The 15,321-nt window shown below is 38.2% G+C and carries 12 protein-coding genes; 11 read left to right on the top strand and 1 reads right to left on the bottom strand.

Annotated features, from left to right (window positions below):
• Positions 1-118 precede the first annotated feature (118 nt).
• From NIZ91_05325 to NIZ91_05375, 11 genes are all read left to right on the top strand, one after another.
• Positions 119-2,182 (top strand): BglG family transcription antiterminator, encoded by a 2,064-nt coding sequence (locus NIZ91_05325; GenBank protein USY56078.1) that lies wholly within the window; start codon positions 119-121, stop codon positions 2,180-2,182.
• Positions 2,183-2,449 (top strand): PTS sugar transporter subunit IIB, encoded by a 267-nt coding sequence (locus tag NIZ91_05330; GenBank protein ID USY56079.1) that lies wholly within the window; start codon positions 2,183-2,185, stop codon positions 2,447-2,449. It abuts the gene before it with no gap.
• Positions 2,450-2,475: 26 nt separating this feature from the next.
• Entirely contained in the window at positions 2,476-3,744 is a 1,269-nt protein-coding gene (locus NIZ91_05335) for a PTS ascorbate transporter subunit IIC (protein USY56080.1), read from the top strand.
• 256 nt (positions 3,745-4,000) lie between these two features.
• Positions 4,001-5,926 (top strand): hypothetical protein, encoded by a 1,926-nt coding sequence (locus tag NIZ91_05340; GenBank protein ID USY56081.1) that lies wholly within the window; start codon positions 4,001-4,003, stop codon positions 5,924-5,926.
• A gap of 52 nt (positions 5,927-5,978) precedes the next feature.
• Positions 5,979-6,863: a zinc ribbon domain-containing protein gene (locus NIZ91_05345; protein ID USY56082.1), complete on the top strand. Its 885-nt coding sequence runs from the start codon at positions 5,979-5,981 to the stop codon at positions 6,861-6,863.
• A gap of 70 nt (positions 6,864-6,933) precedes the next feature.
• Entirely contained in the window at positions 6,934-8,325 is a 1,392-nt protein-coding gene (locus NIZ91_05350) for a hypothetical protein (protein USY56083.1), read from the top strand.
• A 2-nt stretch (positions 8,326-8,327) separates the two neighbouring features.
• A complete protein-coding gene (gene nagZ / locus NIZ91_05355) occupies positions 8,328-9,563 on the top strand; it encodes a beta-N-acetylhexosaminidase (GenBank protein USY56084.1) in 1,236 nt (411 codons plus the stop codon).
• 102 nt (positions 9,564-9,665) lie between these two features.
• Entirely contained in the window at positions 9,666-11,015 is a 1,350-nt protein-coding gene (locus tag NIZ91_05360) for a PepSY domain-containing protein (GenBank protein USY56085.1), read from the top strand.
• Between the two features lie 18 nt (positions 11,016-11,033).
• Positions 11,034-11,498, top strand: coding sequence for a FixH family protein (locus NIZ91_05365; protein ID USY56086.1), 465 nt, complete (start codon positions 11,034-11,036; stop codon positions 11,496-11,498).
• A gap of 437 nt (positions 11,499-11,935) precedes the next feature.
• A complete protein-coding gene (locus tag NIZ91_05370) occupies positions 11,936-13,939 on the top strand; it encodes a sensor domain-containing diguanylate cyclase (GenBank protein ID USY56087.1) in 2,004 nt (667 codons plus the stop codon).
• A 530-nt stretch (positions 13,940-14,469) separates the two neighbouring features.
• The gene (locus NIZ91_05375; GenBank protein ID USY56088.1) at positions 14,470-14,922 is read left to right on the top strand and encodes a GNAT family N-acetyltransferase; all 453 of its coding nucleotides are present in this window, start codon (positions 14,470-14,472) and stop codon (positions 14,920-14,922) included.
• Positions 14,923-15,038: 116 nt separating this feature from the next.
• On the opposite strand, the gene NIZ91_05380 is transcribed toward NIZ91_05375, so the two are convergent.
• Complete coding sequence (locus NIZ91_05380) at positions 15,039-15,257, bottom strand: hypothetical protein (protein ID USY56089.1); 219 nt, start codon at positions 15,255-15,257, stop codon at positions 15,039-15,041.
• Between the last annotated feature and the right edge of the window lie 64 nt (positions 15,258-15,321).

Raw genomic sequence — 15,321 nt, forward strand, 5'->3', positions numbered from 1 at the left:
TTTGTTACAATAACGGCAGAGTATATTTGTGTGCAGCGGAGAGAACAAGAAAGGGTTTTAGAAAACGTTTTCTTTGTTGATGTTATGGCGTATTGTAGAGATTAAGGAGGAACACAACATGGTTTTAGATGAACGAAGTGCAGCACTGTTGCAGAACTTGCAGCAGGTAAAAAGCTTAACGATGGCTGAAATTGAAGAAAAGACCAGTCTGACAAGAAGACAAGTTCAGTATGGAATGAAAAAAGCAAATGACTGGTTAGAAGCACACGGCTATGAACCTATTCAGTTTGATCGAAAAGTAGGATACTACTTGATTGCTAGTCTTCCAGTGAAAGATTTACAGGCAAAACTGACAAAGCAGAGCTACGTGTTTTCAGAGAGTGATCGTGAACAAGTTTTCTACCTAATGCTGCTTCTTAGTGAGGAAGAGCTGTCTGTTTATCATTTTCAAAGCGCGGTAGGCGTTTCGCGAAATACCGTGTTGAAGGACCTTCAAAAATTAAAAAAGAAAGCCAAGAGCTACGGTCTAGATATTCACTATTCAAAAGTGAAAGGATATGTCATAAAAGGCGAGCATGAGTCAAAGCTGTATCTTCTTGAGCAAATCATTCATGAGCTTTTGCAAAACGGCAGCAGTCAGCCGGTTGTTACGTGCATTTGGGGAACGAAGCAAGCTCAGCTTGAACATATTCAAAGTGAGCTTGAGGCAGCGGAACATCAGCTTGGCGTGTCTTTTACGGATGAAAGGCTAGATGAGTTATCATTTTTATTTTTAGCACTAGATCAATTAATTTGTAAGGGCGACACCTTGCCATACCAAGAGAGCTGGCGACCTTTAGTTGAAACAAATGAGTACAAGGTAGTAGAAGCACTAACATATAGCCAGACATTTTCACCCGACTGGAGCAAGGATGACAAGCTATATGCAACGCTTCATTTACTTGGAATGAACCGAACAAAAGACGTTTCGCCTTTTCAAGAAAACGAACTGATTGAAACCTGCTTGCTGTCAGTTATTGATGAATTTGAGCGCTTGTCTTGTATTGAACTGCAGGAAAAAGAAGAGCTATATCAACAGTTATTTGTTCACTTTAAGCCTGCATATTATCGCATGAAGTATCAGCTTACGCCTGCTCATACGATGGTTGAACGTATTAAGAATGTGTATCCAGAGCTGTATCACTTAACGAATAAATCGCTTGGGCCGATGAGGAAAGAACTTGACTGCCCGATACCTGAAAGCGAAGTTGCCTACTTTACCGTTTATTTTGGCGGGTGGTTAAGAAAACAAGGAACAACGTTAGATGGTAGGAAGCGAGCAATTGTCGTTTGTCCAAACGGTGTAGGGATTAGTAATATTCTTATCTATACATTGCGCGAACTTTTTCCAGATCTTTTATTTTTGGACGCTTTGTCTGTGCGCGAGATGTCGACGTATTCGTTGAGCTATGATCTTATCTTTTCAACCGTTCATTTACGAACAAACGCACTGCTGTTTGTTGTTCCACCAATTTTAGGCATAGAGGATAAAGAAAAGTTAAAACAGCACGTCATGCAGGAGCTGTACGGATACACTTCCAACCAAGTGAACCTGGAAGCGGTTATGAAGGTCATTGAAAGCTACGCGACGATTCATCAGCGTAAGGAGCTGCAAAGCGCGCTTCAGTCACAGCTGCAGACGCATGTGCAAAAAACAACGAAGTATTCGTTAGAGGAGGTGGAAAAGCCGGTGCTAAAGGAATTATTAACGGCTGAAACGATTCAGCTAAAGCCAAGAGTTTCAAGTTGGCAAGAAAGCATTGAAGAAGCAGCCGCACCGCTTTTGAAGATTGGTGCTATTGAAAAGAGCTATGTGGAAGCTATGGTTACTTCTATAGAAGAAACAGGACCTTATGTTGTTATTACGCCGGGAGTTGCGATTCCACATGCTCGTCCTGAACACGGAGTTCGTTCACTGTCTATGAGCTTATTAAAGTTAGATGAGCCGGTGGATTTTGGAGGGAACAAGCTGGTTCAAATCATCATTGTGCTCGCTGCTACGGACAATGAGTCGCATCTAAAAGCACTCGTGCAGCTGACGCAGCTTTTAGGAGAACCAAGTAACATTGAAGATATCATTGCTAGCTCAAGCGCAGAACATATTTTAACTTATATTAATCAATATTCAGAGGAGGAAATGTAAATGAAAATTATGGTTGTATGTGGAAATGGATTAGGAAGCAGTTTTATTATGGAGATGAACGTAAAGAAAGCGTTAACAGAAATGGGGAAAACAGCAGAGGTAGATCACACAGATCTAGCATCAGCAAAAACGGAAACAGCCGATGTATTCATTGGGGCAGCTGATATTGTTGGGCAATTAAACGACGGTACGCGTCAAATCGTGACGCTGGAAAATATGATGAGCATTCCAGAAATCAAATCAAAGCTAGAGCCAATCGTTTCATAATTCCTGATCAATAAGGGGGTCAGACTATGTTAGACATCATTATGAAAGACATCTTAGGAACACCGTCCATTCTCGTTGGTTTGTTTGCGCTTGTTGGTTTACTTCTTCAGCGCAAGCAAACCGCGGACGTTGTGTCCGGTACGTTAAAAACAGTTATGGGCTTTATCATTATCGGAGCGGGAGCAACCGTATTAACGGGATCGCTTGATATTTTCAGCAATATGTTTGATAAAGCTTTTAACGTGGCAGGCGTTATTCCAAATAACGAAGCGATTGTCGCGGCTGCTCAAAGCAAATTCGGGACATCTACCGCTTTAATTATGGTATTTGGGATGATTGCCAATATTCTATTAGCAAAGTTTACTCGCTTCAAATATATTTTCTTAACAGGACATCACACGCTTTTCATGGCTTGCTTAATTGCAGCAACATTATCAATTGGCGGACTTCAAGGAGTTCCACTCGTGTTAATTGGGTCCATACTTTTAGGGTTATGTATGGTATTATTTCCAGCGCTTCTTCAGCCGTACGTGCGTCAAATTACGGGAAGTGATGATTTTGCCATCGGACATTTTGGAACAATCGGCTATTTCGTATCAGCAAAAGTCGGAAAAATATTCGGGAACAAAGAAAAAACAACGGAACAAATCAAAGTTCCTCAATCTTTAGGGTTTTTAAGAGATACGTCCGTTGCGGTTTCGCTGACGATGACGATTTTCTTCTTAGTTGTGGCACTGTTTGCCGGACAAGAGTACATTGAGTCTACTTTATCTGGCGGATCAAACTTTATTGTGTTCTCATTCATTCAAGCTATTACTTTTGCAGCCGGTGTGTACATCATTTTGGCTGGAGTTCGTATGCTGATTGCTGAAATCGTTCCGGCGTTTAAAGGAATTGCGGATAAGGTTGCGCCTGACACGAAGCCAGCCCTTGACTGTCCAACGGTCTTTCCATTCGCACCGAATGCAGTAATTATCGGGTTTTTATTCAGTTTTATTGCAGGATTATTATCCATGTTCTTCTTACCTTTACTAGGTTTAAAAGTCATCGTACCAGGTCTCGTACCGCACTTTTTCACAGGTGCAGCAGCCGGTGTATTTGGAAATGCAACAGGTGGGCGTAGAGGAGCGATGGCAGGAGCGTTCTGTAACGGATTAATTATCAGCTTCATTCCAGCTCTTCTATTAGTATTCATGGGCGACGTTGGGTTTGAAGGAACAACCTTTGGTGACTCTGACTTTGGTGTCATTGGAATCTTGATTTTAATGATTATGAAACTATTAGGGTTATCGTAAATAAAAAGATACAGACTGAAATATTTTCGGTCTGTATCTTTTTTTGTGCGTTTATATGCTTATATCAAGTATTTAGGGAGTGAAAAGTTCTTTTTTGCTTATGAAAGGTTATTGACTTGGTTTTTTTAACCTTAAATAGAAAATAAATGATTTAATGTGTGAATATTTATGCTAATATATAAAAATGTGACTCAAAAATAAGTCTTATGTACTGCGTCTTTATTCTTGGGTCAGAATAGAAAGGGAGGTTATGCGAATGGGGTTTTGTAAAGGATGTGGAACAAATAAAAAGGAAGGAGAGCACTTTTGTCAAAATTGTGGAAAACCGTTCGAGCAACAGATAGTTCAGTCTGCGGAGCAAGCAGTAACTACAAACTCACGACGTGAACAAAAGTCACCGATGACGAAAAAGAAAAAGACGGTAGTTATCTCGGTTATTGCTGCCATTGTAGTATTATTCGGTGGGTATCAGTACGGAAAAGCAGTGACTGATAAAAATAAAGTCATCGATGACTTTGAGGGAGCATTGATTAACGAAGACGAGAAGAAAGTTGCTAGTTTTTTAACATCTACAGATCCAAGTTTGAAAATTGGAGAAAAGGATGTCAAAGGCTTTGTAAGCTACTTTAAAAAAAATCCTGATGAACGAAAAGACGTTATTCAGTTTTTAAAGAGACAGTCAGCATCAATGGATGGCTCAGCTGTCAGCACGTTAGGTAATGAGCTAGAAGATAGTTCTATTAGGCTAAATAAAGGTGGGAAAACGGCTCTTATCTTTGATAAATATTCAGTTCAAGTGGACCCTGTATATATTGATATTAGCACTAATTATAAAAATACGGAATTATACATAGATAATAAAAAAATTGATACTGCAACATCGGATGATTTTAAAGATACATACGGTCCTTACTTACCTGGTACTTATAAAATTGAAGGTAAATTAAAAGCTGATTTTGTGGACTTAGTAGCTAAAGAAAATGTAGAGCTTACTAACACAGTAGATACAGAAAACGTCAACCTTTCATTAGACGGCTCCGATGTTACGGTGTATACCGGAATTGAAGAGGCAGAGATTTCATCTAACTTATTAATTGATGGACAAGACGTGGGCGTAGACGTAGCAAAAAACGATACGTTTGGTCCAGTATTAACAGAAGGTTCTATGAAACTTCAAGTAAAAGCAAAATTGCCTTGGGGAGAAGCTACGACTGCTAATCAAGCAATTGATGGGTCAGAGGTGTACGTAAACTTTGGTACCGATAAAAAAACACAAGATACGCTGATCGATACGATTGTAAGTTCAACCAAAGGCTGGTTAAGTGCATATACGGCTCAAGACCCAAGTAAAGCCGTAAATGTAACGGCAAATCATCTAGCATATTTAAAAGGAGAAATTCAATCTAACCAGAGTATCGGTCGTCTCCACAAAATAAAATATATCGGTACTACGTTTAACTTAGATGATATGGATATTCGATATGAAGATGGAGACTGGATGGCGACGGTATACGGGCTTGAAGAATATGAAGGAGATTATTACTACCAAGGTGACACGCCAAAACTGAGTAAGCATAATAATTTTACGGAATACACGCTAATTTATGATGAAAAACAAGAAAAGTGGTTAGTTCATGACGCTTCTAGCACATACGGTGAGTTATCAAAAAAAGTGAAAGAAGTAATGGAAGATAAGCCAAAAATGTATCAAACAAGCGTTAGTTCATCATCAAAGAAAGATAGTGAAACAACTGAAGACGTAGAGACGGTGAATGAAAGTCCGAAAGAGGAAAGTGAAGAAGCGCAAGCAAATCATTCATCTGATGAAATCGGTTCGTTTATGGCTGACTATATGGACGCAACCATTTCTTCTATTAATAACGAAGATTTCTCTATCGCATCACCTTACATTGACCCAAACGGCCCTAAATATAAAGAACAGAAGGATTATACAGCTCATCTAAATGAAAAAGGCATTACAGAAGAGCTGCATACGTTTAATGTGAAAGATGTAAAAGAGTTAGGGGATAACTTGTATGAAGTGTCGACATATGAAGAGTATACAATTTCATACGCGGATGGGACTAGTAAACAAGCAAACTTTAATACCGTCCATCAAGTAAAAGATGTAGATGGTGAATTAGCAGTGTATAAGCTGGTTAAAACGACTGAAGCAAAGTAAAAAGAACAATAGCTGATAAATAGCTACTAATATTTAGAGGAGGGTTTTATACGTGCAATGTTTAAACTGTGGTCATCAAAATGATGGCGGGAAATTTTGTGTGAAGTGTGGAAAAAAATTAGAAGAGGTGGCTGCTCAACAAGTAGCAGCAGGAGTAGAGACTGTGCCAAATCAACAACAAGCAACACCTAATTATTCACAACAACGAGTGCCACAACAACCGAATCAACACGTCGAAAATGCAAAGAACATTTCAAAAATGTATATCGGCTACTTTATGCAAGGACTAAAAAAACCGACTGCAACGGCTCAAGGAGTACGTGGAGAGCAGTTTATTAATGGACTTATTACAATGATTCTGTTTGCTATCAGCATACCGCTAATGATTTATCTTGGAATTGATTCCATCTTAGATAAAGTGCTTAATAAATTTTCAGTTCTACTATTGCCTTTGCTAGGCTCAGATTTTATAGATCTAAGAGAAGATTTGAAGAATGTAGTTAAGTTGGATTTCACGGATATTGTTATTATTAATGGACTTATTTCTATGTTATGTATTGGTGCAATTGCTCTTGTAACTTTTGGAGCTGTTAAGCTAGCAAAGGTTAATGTTTCTATTCAAGATGTCTTTGCACGTTTTGGTGCATTTTTAATTGCCCCAACAGCGGTGATGCTTGTGGGTGTAGTATTCGCTTTATTAAAGATTTCACTATTTTCATATATCTTAGGTTTTGGAATCCTAGGATTATTTCTAACAGTAGCATTTACAATTTTAAGCTTTAAGCACAGTGACTCAAATGGCTTAGATAGTGTCTATGGTACGCTACTTACTTATATCGTTATGGCAATTTTACTTGTACTTTTTGGACGACACTTAATTGAAGCCGTTGTTTCTAGTCTGGGTTCTAATATTCAGGATACGTTTGGTGACTGGTAACACATTAGAGTAAATCGTAGAAAAAGCATCGTGGCTAGACGGTGCTTTTTCATGTGAAGGAGAATAAAAGATGAGTTATTGTAATAATTGCGGTTATAAAATGAATGAAAAACAAACGTTTTGTCCCGAATGCGGAGAAGTTGTGAATCCTTCCAAAACAGCTACTACTGAAAGTGCACCTCCTGTTCAGAAGAAAGTAATGGGATTAAAAGCAAAAGTTATCACAGCTACTGTTGTGGCTTTAGGTGCGATAGCATTTGGAGGGTTCTACATTGTTGATAAAAAGGTTATGTCACCAACTGCCATTTCAGATACATTCATAGAAGCTGTTCAACATAAAGACATCAAAACGGTTAAAAAGTTTGTGAATGAAGGTCAGATTGAATTAAAAGCTAGTGATCAGCAAGTTGAGCAGTTTGTTAAATATGTACATGACAATCCAAAAATGCTGACAGAAATGTCAAAAGGGTTAAAAAAGGATGCAGATGTATATGAAAATCGTGTGCAAATGGCAACAGGTGATGAAGCTACCTCTTCACACGTTCAAATCGAATCTAACGGCAAGAAATGGGTCTTATTTGATCATTATACGATTCGTGTTCAGCCTGCGTATGTGGAAGTAACGTCTAACTTAGAAAAAGCAGATGTTTACATTGATAATCAAAAAGTAGATACTATCAAAAATGCAGATGAATCCCAAACAGTTGGACCATTTTTACCTGGAGAACACGAAATGAAATTGTCTACAAAAGGTGATTATGGCACCGTTGAAATGAAACAAACCATTGAATCAACGGATGACGATGAAGTAACCAGTGCCGATTTTGACTGGGGAAATCATTACGTTTCGTTATACTCTGATTACTTTGACGGAACTGTATTCGTAAACGGGAAAAGTACAGGTAAAACGGTTGAAGAACTTGGATACATTGGTCCGATTAATCTAGATGGATCAGTAAAAATCCATGCTGAACGAAAATTTGGTTCAAAAACAAAGAAAACACCAGCTATCACTCTTGAAGATGATATTGAAGAAGCTGAACTTTATTTTAGCATGAGTGATAATTTTGACGAAGTAAGTATGGAAGATGATGCCTCTGATTCAATTGACGAAGAGACAGATATTGAAGATGCCGTTCGTTCTCACTACGATTATATTACATCGGATAGCTTTGCATCAGCACATGACTTGTTCTCATCAAACCGAAAATCGAAAGTGGATTTAAGCGACTGGAAAAAAGGGCTACAAGCAAACACCGCTGATAATGTAACGAATATCGAGGTTCTTGATGTTAGTGGAAATGAAGCAAGAGCTTACGTTGAAATGACATCTTATGATGATAATGATGACGGAACGGAACTTGTCCAAGAGTGGGAAGGGTATTGGAGCCTTGTTAAGGAAGACGGAGAATGGAAGTTAGATAGCGCTGATCTTGAAAAAGTAGATTCGAGAGTAGAGTAATAATGAAAAAAAAGTATACAGCATTTTTTCTACTTATACTTATTATCGCTGCAGGTGCATTTCTAGCCTTCAACTCTTCCAATGAAAAAGCGAAACCAGCAGTGCAAAAAGAAACAAATCATCAAGTAAAGAAAACAAGTTCCGAACCTAATTCTGAAGAAGCTTTTGGTGCACAAGATGATATTGAACAGCTTGTAGCCAATATGACGGTAGATGAAAAAATTGGTCAGATGCTGGTCGTTGGTTTCCAAAGCGGTGAATTGGATGATCATGCGAAAAAAATGATTGAAGATTACCATGTTGGAGGGATTATTTTATTTGACCGAAACATGGAAAACCCAAAGCAGGTTGCTACGCTCAACCAAAACCTACAGAAGCTCGCTCGAAACCAAGAACATCACATTCCTCTAATTATTAGTGTGGACCAAGAAGGTGGTCAAATTGTACGTATGAAGGAAAAGGTATCTCCTATTCCTGCGCAGCAAGAACTTGGCAAGCAAAGTGATGAAAATAAAGTATATGAATCTGCTTATCATAACGCGCAAGAACTTAAAGCAATGGGGTTCAACGTGAATTTCGCTCCAGTCTTAGATCTGTCTGAAACCGATACAAGATCTTTTGGAACAAATCCACAAAAAGCAGCGGTATTTAGTAAACAAGTGATAAAAGGATTTCATGATGGAAAGATAACGGGAGCGCTTAAGCACTTTCCAGGTCATGGTCGAACGACAGTTGACCCGCATGTGGAAACTTCAGATGTAAAAGCCAGTTCTCAAGAACTTGAAAACCAAGATATTTACCCATTTACAAGTATGATTCATAATGTGGATCATAACCAGTTCTTTGTGATGGTTACCCACGTGAAGTACCCAGCTTATGATAAAGAAAATCCAGCCAGTGTTTCCCCTCTTATCATAACGGATTTACTAAGAAAAAAGCTTGGCTACCAAGGGCTGGTTGTGACAGATGACTTAGAAATGGGCGCTGTAAATAAATACTTTACATATGGAGATTTAGGTGCAAAAGCTGTTGGGGCAGGCGTAGACTTATTGCTTGTGTGTCATACGCTTGAAAACCAAGAAAAAGTGTTTCGCGGAATTAAAAATGCAGTTGAAGCTGGTGAAATTTCCGAGGAGCGATTAGATGAATCAGTTAAAAGGATTTTGAGCTACAAACAACAAGCGATGAATCAAGAAATTGCAAATCCACAAAAAGCAGAGCAGCTCGTTGGGCAGTAACCAAAGAAGAAGTCAGGCCAAATTCGGCCTGACTTCATTTCTTTCTCACAACTTTATGCTATATATGTAAGTACAAAAGAGAGAAAGGGCATGGAGGGAAAAATGAAGGCTAGCGAAGATTCCAAGAAGTCAATCTATAAAACAATTTGGCGCTGGCATTTTTATGCGGGGATTTTAATTGCGCCATTTCTTATTGTGTTGGCAATTACGGGCGGCATTTATTTGTTTAAGCCGCAAATTGAACAGGCTTTATACGGTGAATATTATACGGTAGAAGCACAGGGTGAAAAGGTGGCGGCAACTGAACAGATTGATGCCGTAAAAAATGAATACCCGAACGCAATGGTTACAAAGTTTCGTCCTGGAGAGAATAATACGCGCTCAAGCGAGGTGTGGATTTCAACAAACGAAGTGACGAAAACAGTGTTTGTGAATCCTTACGATGGCTCGATCATCGGGGAACTTGACGCAAATGACCGAATTATGGATAAGATTGAAGAGATTCACGGGGAGTTGATGGCAGGAACTGTCGGCGACCGAATTGTGGAGCTTGTTGCCTGTTGGGCGATTGTTCTGCTTGTAACGGGGTTATTTTTATGGTTTCCACGCAAGAAGAAAAAAACGCTCGGAGGCACAGTTATTCCGCGCTTTCATAAAGGAAAGTATACGCTTCGCCGAGACCTTCATGCAGTTCCAGGCTTTTGGATCGCAGGAGGCATGTTTTTCTTAATTATGACTGGGTTACCGTGGTCAGGCTTTTGGGGTACAAACTTTCAGATTTTAGCTACGAATTCAGGAGAAGGTTATCCCCCTTCGGTTTGGGTAGGTAACGCCCCGGCTTCAGATGTAAAAACAAAAGAAATTGCAGAGGTACCTTGGGCTGCTGAGAATTTAGATGTTCCGCTGTCAACTATTAATGGACTTATCCCAGTTTCTATCGATAAAGTGATTGAAACAGCGGACCGGGAAGGTTTGTATCCTGGTTATACGGTTATCATTCCAAGCAAGACAGATGGAGTTTATACTATTTCATCCTTTCCGCCAAAGGCAAAGGATGAAGTTACGATGCATATTGATCAGTATTCAGGTGCCGTATTAGCTGACTATCGCTACGACAACTACGGCTGGCTTGGAAAAACAATTGCATTTGGGATTACGCTTCATAAAGGAACGGAATTTGGACTTATCAATCAGCTCGTTAGCGCACTTATTTGCTTAGGAATTGTATTACTTGCTGTAAGCGGCTTTTATTTGTGGCTGAAGAGAAAGCCGAAAAAAGAACTGGGAGCGCCAAAGGCACCAAGTATTCGTAAGATGAAAGCTTTCTTGGCTATCATGATTGTATTAGGTATTATTTTTCCACTCGTTGGGTTATCACTAATTGTAATTTGGCTTATAGATGTATTAGTTATTCGAAATATTCCAGTGCTCAAAGCGTTTTTAAACGCTTAAGAAAGGAGCAAAAATTCAATGAAAAAGTTAATTTCTGTGCTCATCTTAAGCATAAGCGCACTCAGTGCATGTTCGCTAAAAGAAGATGCAGCTTCTTTATACAAGGCAGAAGAGCCGCTGGCAGCAACAATCACTTTGCCTGAGGAGATGCACCCAAATGAACAACAAATTATTCACGTTTCGTTTACACAAGATAATAAACAAGTTAATGAAGTAGATATGCTTCATGTTCAGATTCAAAAGAAAGATGAGCCAAAACTAAATGATGATGTATTAGTAAAGCCTTTGAGTGATGGTGTCTATAAAGTAAAGAGCACACTGACAGAAAGCGGACTCTATAACATTACAGTTCATGCAGCGAATAACAACTCAACGATTATGCCCACAGAGCAGTTTGTTGTGGGTGAACTGTCTGAAAAAGATCTGAAGTCTATTCAGGAAGGGAAATCGAAATCGTCAGGTCATCATGAACATCACCATTAATTGAGACTCCTATGAGCAGCTTTGTTCATAGGGCTTTTTCGATTGAAGAGATAAAGAATGAAATCTGAAAAAGGTTGTAAAATCCTCTAAATTGAACACCAAATGTGCAGTTACAATCCTTTTAGGCATTTATTTTGGTACCAATAGATGTGGGAAAATTCGACAAACAGTACATGTTTTTTATATAGTTTTATAGTTTAAGGTAATTAGTATGTAGATAAATCAAGAAGCGGAAAATTGAATTTAAAGGAAAAAACATAGGTATTAAGGATTAAATATATCGTCTAATCGTCTGAAAATCTGTATAATAAGAAAAAAGTATTAGAAACAGAGGCGAGAATTCTAGGCATCTATTGGAACTTTCTTTGTTTTATTGTACTTTAAATTCGACTATTTTTAGAGAAGTGTCACGAATAGACAACTACTGGAGGAACATTATGTATAATGAAGGATCTTTTCGGTTTTTCTTTGATAATATGAAGCAACTTGTATTTTTAATGGAAGTAAGAGAAGACGAATTTTATTATAAAAATATGAACCAATCAGCTATTGAAATTTATGGACGAGAACTGATTGGACAGCCTCTAAAAAAGCTTACCAATAAAGTGTTATATGAGTATATTGTGCATTACTATCAAATTGTCAAAGAAACAAAAGAACCGACTACGTATCGAGACGTGAACATTTTTAACAAGAGTAAAGAAGCATATGAAACAGCATTAACGCCAATATGGGATCAAGAAGAGCAAACGATGTATATACTAGCTGTTACGAGTCACATCAATAACCAGCGTGAAAAAGAAGAAAATTTTGCTTTAATTGAATCATTTCTAGAACACACCTCCGATACCATCATCATCTTTTCAGCGGATGAAACCGTTTTACGTGTTAACGCAGCTTTTGAGCATATGTTTGGTTTCAATAGAAGCGAAGTAATTGGAATGAAGCATTCTGAACTTCCTGTCCTTTCAAAAGACGTTTGTTATCAATCTCAAACGGTTCCAGCAAAAGTTCGAGCAGGACAATCGATGACAATTAATGAAGAAATGAGAATCACAAAGGATGGACAAGCAATTCCTGTTTCGATTAACTATTCACCCATCTATAATTCTAGAGGAGAAGTTGTAGCATATTCGTCGATTTACCGTGACATTACACCTCTAAAGCAACTAGAAGCAGAGGTTGAAAAAGGAAAAGAAAAATATAAATCGCTTTTTACGCACCACAATAGCGGAGTGTGTATTGTTGATTTAAACGGACAGCTAATTAAAGTAAACGAGGCGCTCGAAAAAATGACCGGCCATTCCGCTGAGCAGCTAAAAAGTTTATCTTATCACATGCTTATTAAAAAATTTAGCGTTGTTTTTCATACAGATAAACATTCCAATATTTTTGACGGTGAAACCCATCGAGGCGAAATTACGATGCGCAATGAGGGTGGCGAAAAGATGTTTGTAACCTATAGTATTGTTCCAATCGTAGTGGACGAAAATGTAACCGGATTATTCATTGTTTTACAGGACCATACGAAAGAAACCGAGGCAACAATGCTGTTAACAAAAACGATGAAAGATCTTGAAAATATGAAGCACGCGTTAGATGAATCAGCCATTGTCGTTTCGGTAAATAAAGAAGGATACGTTACGTACGTCAATGATATGTTTGTGGATATATCCGGTTATTCAGAAGATGAGGCTATTGGTTCATACTATGGAGATGTGGGGCTTAACACTGAACACGAAGAGCTTCTTCGTACCATTCGAGGAGGAAGCGTGTGGCGCGGGGAAGTGGCTAATCGGAATAAATATGGTCAGATTTATTGGGTGTATAAAGCCGTGGTACCGTTGAAAAACCTTGAGGGTGATATCGTTGAGTATATTTCTGTGCATACGGATATTACTGAGCGCAAGCATATGGAAAACCAGCTCCATTTTGAAGCATTTCACGACGGGCTAACGAAACTTCCGAACCGTGAAATGCTTTACCAAAATGTAAACAAAGCCATTAGCAAAGGAACACCAGGATTCGTGTTGCTCTTCTTAGACTGCGATAACTTCAAGCAAATTAATGATACGTATGGCCATCAAGTAGGGGATGAGTTTTTAATTAAGTATTCCCAGCATTTACAAAAAACGATTCGCAGCACAGACGCTATTTATCGACTTGGCGGTGACGAATTTATCATCGTGCTTCAAGATACGAACCCACTAAAAGAAGATCAAGTGCATAAGCTTATCCAGCGTATTCAAGAGAACCTTCAAAAACTTTGGCAAGTAGATAAATATGAGCTTAACGTTACCACGACCATTGGAGTTGCGATGTATCCAACGGATGGCACTACGGTACAAGAGCTGATTGAATGCGCTGATATTGCTCTATACGAAGGAAAACGTGCTGGCAAAAATAACGTTACGCTATACGATGATGAACAGCTAGAATAGAGAATAAAAAGCAAGAAGTACAAGGACTTCTTGCTTTTTTTGTGCTAATGCTGTCGAATGGTGTGAATGTGTCAAGTTTTATATCTTTATAGGAGCTTTTGTAGAAAGCATTTCCCTTTTTTGTTAAAACCTTCATAATAAGTTTAAACAACTAAATATTCGGAAAAAACAGTGAAGGGAGAGAGAAAAATGAAGGAAAAGAATGAGTTAACGTTAGAGGATTTTATTACAGAGGATCAGTTTGATTTGGATATATATTTAGACTATCTCTTAAAGCAATCGCGCTATCAACCGCCAATTGAATCAGTGGGTTGAAAGGGACAGGTTATTAAAAAAGCAGATGAGAATTTAAAATAACTGTTAAAAAATAGTTATCTATGCTACTATTAGTCTGAATATTTAAAATAAATGTAGTTTTGTAAAGGAGGCGTTCATTATGACAAATACGTATATTGTTATTTTTGCAATGAAACAGGAGGGAACGTCTGCCTAAACGTATACGTTCCCTTATTATGAAAGGGGAACAAAGAATGAAGCAATCTATTGAATTAGTCGAAATTAATGAAAAGAATTGGTATGAATGTTGCCAACTAGAAGTGATGGAATCGCAGAAAGAGTTTATGGAAAGCAACGCGGTTTCTATTTTACAGTCTAGGTTTGAGCCAACTTTAAAAGCATATGCTATTCATTTTGAAAATAGAATTGTTGGTTTTCTAATGTATAATTCCGTCATGGAAGAGCTTGATGCCTACTGGATCTATCGCATTATGATTGACCAGCATTTTCAAGGGCAAGGAATTGGTAGGTTAGCCACTGAACTGATGCTTGAACAGATGAAAGAGCTCTCAAGCGTAACAAAGGTAGTGGTAGGCTATCATCCAAGCAACGAAAGAGCGCACCATCTCTATGAATCGCTTGGATTCATTGATGAAGGAGAACGCTTTGGACGCGAAATGGCGGTTGTAAAATATATTGCACGTTAAGAATTAGAAGAGGAGTTGGGCACTGGCCCAGCTCCTCTTCTATCGTTAGGGGTAAATTAAATTAGAAGATTAAACATAAGAAAAAACATGAAGAGAATAGATCTCTTCATGTTTTTTTACAGCATAATTGCTGCTAATATGATGAGCCCAAGCGTCACAGCATTAATACTCATCTTGAATTTATCACCTTTTTTAATAGCTGAAAACAGCTCAAATGCGATAATAACTGCTAGAATGACTAACGCAATCCACAGCGGCAGATTAAAGAAATAAACACTTAAAATAATGACAGCATAAATAATACTTAAAAACATGCTTTTCTTTGCTTCGGTCATAAGAAAGCTCCTTAGTGGTTATGTATAATAGATATTCCTATTAAAAAATTTACCATCTTTAGAG

The organism is Bacillus sp. 1780r2a1, from assembly GCA_024134725.1.
Classification (GTDB): domain Bacteria; phylum Bacillota; class Bacilli; order Bacillales; family Bacillaceae_H; genus Priestia; species Priestia aryabhattai_A.

What these genes read in the sequence shown, in the direction of transcription:
- NIZ91_05325 (USY56078.1), top strand. Translation starts at nt 119, where the DNA reads ATGGTTTTAGATGAACGAAGTGCAGCACTGTTGCAGAACTTGCAGCAG.
- NIZ91_05330 (USY56079.1), top strand. Translation starts at nt 2,183, where the DNA reads ATGAAAATTATGGTTGTATGTGGAAATGGATTAGGAAGCAGTTTTATT.
- NIZ91_05335 (USY56080.1), top strand. Translation starts at nt 2,476, where the DNA reads ATGTTAGACATCATTATGAAAGACATCTTAGGAACACCGTCCATTCTC.
- NIZ91_05340 (USY56081.1), top strand. Translation starts at nt 4,001, where the DNA reads ATGGGGTTTTGTAAAGGATGTGGAACAAATAAAAAGGAAGGAGAGCAC.
- NIZ91_05350 (USY56083.1), top strand. Translation starts at nt 6,934, where the DNA reads ATGAGTTATTGTAATAATTGCGGTTATAAAATGAATGAAAAACAAACG.
- nagZ (USY56084.1), top strand. Translation starts at nt 8,328, where the DNA reads ATGAAAAAAAAGTATACAGCATTTTTTCTACTTATACTTATTATCGCT.
- NIZ91_05360 (USY56085.1), top strand. Translation starts at nt 9,666, where the DNA reads ATGAAGGCTAGCGAAGATTCCAAGAAGTCAATCTATAAAACAATTTGG.
- NIZ91_05365 (USY56086.1), top strand. Translation starts at nt 11,034, where the DNA reads ATGAAAAAGTTAATTTCTGTGCTCATCTTAAGCATAAGCGCACTCAGT.
- NIZ91_05370 (USY56087.1), top strand. Translation starts at nt 11,936, where the DNA reads ATGTATAATGAAGGATCTTTTCGGTTTTTCTTTGATAATATGAAGCAA.
- NIZ91_05375 (USY56088.1), top strand. Translation starts at nt 14,470, where the DNA reads ATGAAGCAATCTATTGAATTAGTCGAAATTAATGAAAAGAATTGGTAT.
- NIZ91_05380 (USY56089.1), bottom strand. Translation starts at nt 15,257, where the DNA reads ATGACCGAAGCAAAGAAAAGCATGTTTTTAAGTATTATTTATGCTGTC.